Here is a 5,792-nt window from a genome sequence, read left to right on the forward strand (position 1 = left end):
TAAGCGATCCCATCGCACGCGTGCCGTAGGAACGCTTGCCTTCGCCCTCACGATACCAGGAGCTGGTGCTGACGCCGGTACGTCCGAGCGGGATCGACACGTTCACGTAAAACAGATCGTTATCGCTGTCGTCGTTACGGCTGACATCCGATTCCCAGTTCACGCTCACGTTGAAGTATGTGAAGCTTTGCGACCATGAAGAGACAAAACGGCGGCTATCGTTTTCGCTGTTCCAGCTCTTGTTGCGGTAAAAGCTAAGAGAAAAGTGGCCGAGTGTGGTGTTGGACCAGTTAATACCGACATTGGTGTCGTATTTGGTTTGCGACATATCGTCGTCATCCCCGTAAAGCTCCGTCATTTCACGGTAACCCGGCGTGCCGTAGCTGCCGCCCATTGAAATGCCGATGCCCCACGGCAGCGCATAACCTACATCCAGCGTCGTTTTGTTGCCCTTCGTTTGCGTCTGGTTGTCTAACGACGCCAGAAAACCGAGCGAGGCATACAGGTTCTGCATCGGCGTGGTATCGAGGTTGCCGGAGAAACCGTAATAGTGGTTATCCGCCATCAACATACCGGCGACGACATTCATGCGCCTGTTGATGGACCAGCCGTTGTTGGCAGAGACCACCCACGGTTTTTCGAGGCGCGATTCCATGTCGTTTTCAACACGGCCTGCCGCCAGGCTAAAGCCCGGCGCACGTCCCACGTGGCTGCTGCGAAAAGTACTCGCCGCCACGGTAAAGCGGTTTTCGCTGCCGTCGGTCTCGGTCACCGTGACGTTAAGGTCGGTGTTGAGGTTAGACAGCGGTACATCGTCCAGGTTAAACGGCCCGGCAGGCACCAGCGTCGAGTAAATCAGCTGTCCGCCCTGGCGAATATCGACACGGGCCTGAGGGTTTCGGGCGATACCGCTCACTTCCACGCCCGTACCTGCCAGCGGCACAAGCGCGTTATCTGGCATCATCTGTACACCGTATATCACCGGAATACTGAAGCGGCTATTGGCCACGTTAATCTGGCCGCCCTGTACCATCACGCCATAATCGGTGAAGGTACGCTGGGCGTAGGTATTGAGTGAGGAAAAGTCGAAGCGCTGATCGCTACCGTCGCTGATGAACTGCGTGCTGCGTACAATCCAGTCCCCGGCGTTAAAGCCCAGTTCTAAACTCGACTGGAAACGGTCTGCGTTGTTGTCGTCATACTGGTTGTGGGTGCCGAACATGGCGTAATTCAGCATTGCCGCACGGCCACCCTGCACTTCCACCCGTTGACGTCCGAAATCAGGATCCAACGCTTCCGGAGGAACCACGACTGTTATTTCTTCAATTTCCGGGGAAGACTGAAGAGTCGACCCAGGCCAGTATTGACTAATTTGAGGGCAGGTGCCCTGTGCGGTTTTCTTAATCAGGCCCGCATTTTTCAGAAACTCGTCATTAATACAGGGCGTACCTTCTTCATTAAATTTCACCGACATAAGGGTACGCTGATTACCGTTAATATTAACGGTCACGTTATGGTTTCCGGGAGCAAAACGGGCAGCCATGGAATAGTATTCAGCAATGGCTGGATCAAGACCGTGGGATTTTAACGCTTCGGTGTCAAATTTCGCCCGGTCTGACTCCACTGATTCATTCGCTATAGGGTTTATTTCCGCCCGAATACTAAAAGCGAGCGCCGTAAAGCAAAACGCCAGCATTCCCTTTTTACAGGAAACCGTTAACATGACGACTCCATGCGCTGAGAAATAAGTTGTTATTCTTTCAGATCAGTAAGATAACTTTGCACTTGATAGCCATAACGGGATACAGGATATATTTCAATCTGTTTTTCTGCCGACGTTATTTTCGTTTTCGCACTCGCTGTCATTTTTTCATTCGGCAAAATATACGTCTTAGAGAATTGAACCGTCGTACCGGATGGCAATAATTTAGCTTTTTGTTCCATGCGAACAACGTAAGGGGTTTTATTCTCGACAGTGACGTTGCCGTTGTTCATTTGCCAAGTTAAGTCTTTCCAGGGTTCGAGATTAACCGCCAGCCCGGCCGGGCGAATAATAACGGGCAAATTCTGGCTGAATGCGACTTTTACTTTATTTTTTTCACGCTGCGGAATAGCGGTAAAAATAACGCGCTTGATGTGTTCCACCTTCAGCGGCTCCGCGCTATTTTTTAGTACAAAGCGCACGCGCTGGGTTTTGCCCGCGTCTACACGTACCACCGGCTGTGTCACAATCAGGCCAGGTTTTGGGTCGTCGGGTAGATCAACCAGTTTGGTATACAGCAATTGGGCGTCGGCATCCGTGTTTTTGACGTCCATACTGGCGCCCTGCTCGTCTTCTTTAACGATCAACAGTGGGGTTTCTGGCACCATTCCAGCAGCCAGTGTATTAAACGAGGCTAACAGGCAGGCACAAATCAGCGTTCTTTTCAAAAGCAGCATAATAGTAGTCCAGTAATACTGAAAAAACACTCCACAGATGTGGAGTGTTCATTTTGAGGCTATTACAGATAAACCAGCTCAACGTTGGTTAAACCGTCCAGCGTTAATTCGTCGGTAATATTCAGCTCGCCAGCGGGGTTGATCTGCGCCACGATGCCGACATTAAAATTAATCTGTTTCAGCGCAGCAGGTGTATCAGCACCGGAATCTTTGGTGAAAGAGTAGGTCTCACTTTTATCCGTAACAACCGGCAGATAATGGATTCCGGATTTGATATGCCAGCCCGAAGTCGCGGTAGCATCCTGTGAAAATACTGGGTACAGCGTCGCACCCGTATCGTCTGTCGCGGTACCCTTATCCCTCTGAATACCCATGGCATAAGCACCGATCTTCTTACCGTTAAACATGCCCAATCCTGCTGTACTTTGAGAGGTTAACAAAAACTCAGGATCGCTAAACTCGGTAGACAAGTATTCGGTTGGCGCGGAGTCCGCATGCGCATCGTTAAACGTCACACCAACACGCGTAGGGGTTTCGCAAGTAATAGAAATAGGGATAATTTTAGTATCCGGAAGAGAGGTTACCGTGTTGTAGTTTAAAGACGTTGCTTTAACCGTACCAAAATCCGCATTACTACCGCCGCTGACAACAGAAGGCGTACAGGAGGATGGAACAACTTTACCGCTCACCTGAAGATCAAGGCTGGTTCCCGCCATTGCCGAAGACGCCGCGACAGCCAGCACGGAGGCCAGCACCCCTTTTTTAAACATCGCGTTCATTTTATTTCCTTATGTGAGTGAAATACAAAACAAACCAAATAATGAATATCTGGTCTGGATATCAGCACTACAAAATTTGCGTCTGGAAAATAGCACCACAAATTAACGCGAACAATAATTCAAAATGATTTTAGGATTTGCGCCTGAGGAAATCCTAAGAGCTGAACATTACTCATATTTTTATTGAATATATAATTAATAAATATATGGAGGAATCTGGCCTGACCCTATATTAAAACTGTGTATTAATATGATTAATTTCAAACAAAGGTAACCAAAGAGGGGAAATTTTTACAGTTATTGTTTCGTTAATAAGAAAATGCCTGGAAGATAGGCGGGAGAACCGAGGAAGGAGTCGTGGAAGTAAACCTGTCCCGGCTCCGAAGAGCAGGGACAGCGGCAATATTACTTATTTGTTCAGTTCAGCGGTCATGTGAACGCGGTTACCCGAGAACGCCTGAGTAATTTTGTAAGATGATGCGCCCGCTTCCTGAGCCTGAGCCGCGATTTTCGCTTCTGCGCCGTCAATGGTAGAGGCGGTTGCAGTCACGGTCTGCGCAGCGAAAGAACCGAAAGAAGCAGCCAGAGCGATTACAGCGACAAAAGTTTTGATGCTTTTCATGATTTAAACCCTTTCATTAAGTTGTTTAGATAAGGCACCGTGCCTTGATGTGATAAATAGTAGACCTCATCACGAACAACTAAAAGCGGAAGGATTTGCTATTATCATTCAAAATTACTGATCAACTATTAATCGCTGTGGATGGGTATAAATGGTTGCCCTTCCCGGCTTGCAGAAGCCCACCAGCGTCAGGTTGCAGCGCTCTGCCACCTCTACCGCCAGCGTGGTTGCCGCCGATACGGCAAACAGGATCTCCACCCCGCACATCGCCGATTTTTGCACCATCTCATAGCTGGCGCGGCTGGAAACAAGTGCGGCGCCCTGCAGCCAGACCTCACTTTCCCGCGCACGACGACCCAGCAGCTTATCCAGCGCCACGTGGCGGCCAACGTCCTCATGTCCCCCGGCGATATCGCCCGACGGCAATACCCACGCTGCCGCGTGCGTGCAGCCGCTCAGCTGGCCGATGGGCTGAACATCGTTGAGATGCTCAAGCGCATGGTCGAGGTGTGCCAGATTAAAGGTCTGCGTGAACGGCAGAGGTACAACAGGCTTGCCAATATCGTTGAGCTGCTCAACACCGCACACGCCGCAGCCGGTGCGCCCGGCCAGTGCGCGACGGCGCTCTTTTAATCCCATAAAGCGGCGGCTGGAGAGTTCGATTTGCACCTCAAGGCCGTTGCATGCCTGCACCACGTCCATGCCGTAGATCTCCTGCGGGTGCTCAATGATGCCTTCCGAAAGGGAGAATCCTGTCGCGAACAGTTCGAGATCTTTTGGCGAAGCCATCATCACCACATGCGAGATACCGTTGTAAACGAGTGCAACAGGCACCTCTTCCGCCAGATAATCAGGCGTGGCGTGGGCAATGTGGGGCGGCCTGTGTACCGACAATTCCACAATGCCGGCAGGCAGGGGTGATGAATGAGGGGCACGATTTTGTTTAGACACAGCGCTATTCCTGAACAACCACGAAGGTAAGCCTGCTATTGCAGCACAAACCACAGGCTTTACGCATAGTATGGATCAACTATTCGGCAACCATTCTCCTACTCATTCAGAAGGGGTGCAACCTGGCGCCCGCTACACCGCTTTAACATGCAGCGCTGTTAATGTGATCAATATCACACTTTATAATCAGCATGGTGATAATACGTTCACTTTGTATTAACGCCATTAGAACAGCGGTACCAACATTGTGGTATTCTGATGATATCCCTCGTGGAATTGAGGGATTAACGCAAATTTTTTCCTTTGCGGTCCTTCTTCAACCGCGAAGTCAAAACACTATATGTAAGCAATGTCGAAACAAGGAGTGACCCATGCAGGTCAGCAGAAGGCAGTTCTTTAAGATCTGCGCTGGCGGTATGGCAGGCACCACGGCAGCGGCACTGGGCTTTGCGCCCGGCGTAGCGCTGGCGGAAACGCGGCAGTATAAACTGCTACGCACCCGCGAAACCCGTAATACCTGTACGTACTGCTCTGTCGGTTGCGGGCTGTTGATGTATAGCCTCGGCGACGGTGCTAAAAACGCCAAAGCGTCTATTTTCCATATCGAAGGCGACCCGGATCACCCGGTCAACCGCGGCGCGTTGTGCCCGAAAGGGGCGGGTCTGGTGGACTTTATCCACTCAGAAAGCCGCCTGAAATTCCCTGAATATCGCGCGCCTGGCTCCGACAAATGGCAGCAAATCAGCTGGGAAGAGGCGTTCGACCGCATCGCTAAACTGATTAAAGAAGACCGCGATGCCAACTTTATTGAGAAGAACGCCGACGGCGTTACGGTCAACCGCTGGCTCTCCACCGGGATGCTGTGCGCCTCTGCTTCCAGCAACGAAACCGGTTATTTAACCCAGAAATTCACGCGCGCACTCGGTATGCTCGCGGTCGACAACCAGGCGCGTGTCTGACACGGACCAACGGTAGCAAGTCTTGCTCCAACATTTGGTCGC

General features: G+C 50.9%; 5 protein-coding genes and 1 pseudogene. 1 reads left to right on the forward strand and 5 read right to left on the reverse strand.

What is annotated here, in order from left to right:
* The 5 genes from LDK53_RS15805 to fdhD all read right to left on the reverse strand — a co-directional run.
* On the reverse strand, window positions 1-1,723 hold a 1,723-nt coding region (locus LDK53_RS15805; RefSeq protein ID WP_225287554.1), incomplete at its 3' end, for a fimbrial biogenesis usher protein.
* Between the two features lie 29 nt (window positions 1,724-1,752).
* Window positions 1,753-2,439 (reverse strand): fimbria/pilus chaperone family protein, encoded by a 687-nt coding sequence (locus LDK53_RS15810; protein ID WP_225287555.1) that lies wholly within the window; start codon window positions 2,437-2,439, stop codon window positions 1,753-1,755.
* A 62-nt stretch (window positions 2,440-2,501) separates the two neighbouring features.
* Window positions 2,502-3,218 carry a DUF1120 domain-containing protein gene (locus tag LDK53_RS15815; RefSeq protein ID WP_025760211.1) on the reverse strand — a complete coding sequence of 239 codons (717 nt, stop codon included), beginning with the start codon at window positions 3,216-3,218 and terminating at the stop codon, window positions 2,502-2,504.
* Window positions 3,219-3,627: 409 nt separating this feature from the next.
* Window positions 3,628-3,840 (reverse strand): DUF1471 domain-containing protein, encoded by a 213-nt coding sequence (locus tag LDK53_RS15820; RefSeq protein ID WP_021242795.1) that lies wholly within the window; start codon window positions 3,838-3,840, stop codon window positions 3,628-3,630.
* Window positions 3,841-3,954: 114 nt separating this feature from the next.
* Complete coding sequence (gene fdhD, locus LDK53_RS15825; protein ID WP_225287556.1) at window positions 3,955-4,791, reverse strand: formate dehydrogenase accessory sulfurtransferase FdhD; 837 nt, start codon at window positions 4,789-4,791, stop codon at window positions 3,955-3,957.
* Window positions 4,792-5,162: 371 nt separating this feature from the next.
* Here fdhD and LDK53_RS15830 point away from each other — a divergent pair.
* Window positions 5,163-5,747: pseudogene (locus LDK53_RS15830) on the forward strand (molybdopterin-dependent oxidoreductase); the annotation flags it as partial.
* Window positions 5,748-5,792 lie beyond the last annotated feature (45 nt).

Source organism: Enterobacter sp. K16B, assembly GCF_020216105.1.
In the GTDB taxonomy this organism is placed as follows: domain Bacteria; phylum Pseudomonadota; class Gammaproteobacteria; order Enterobacterales; family Enterobacteriaceae; genus Enterobacter; species Enterobacter sichuanensis.

Excerpts from the sequence above, each read along its gene's own strand:
- LDK53_RS15820 (WP_021242795.1), bottom strand. The coding sequence starts at position 3,840 with ATGAAAAGCATCAAAACTTTTGTCGCTGTAATCGCTCTGGCTGCTTCT.
- LDK53_RS15815 (WP_025760211.1), bottom strand. The coding sequence starts at position 3,218 with ATGAACGCGATGTTTAAAAAAGGGGTGCTGGCCTCCGTGCTGGCTGTC.
- LDK53_RS15810 (WP_225287555.1), bottom strand. The coding sequence starts at position 2,439 with ATGCTGCTTTTGAAAAGAACGCTGATTTGTGCCTGCCTGTTAGCCTCG.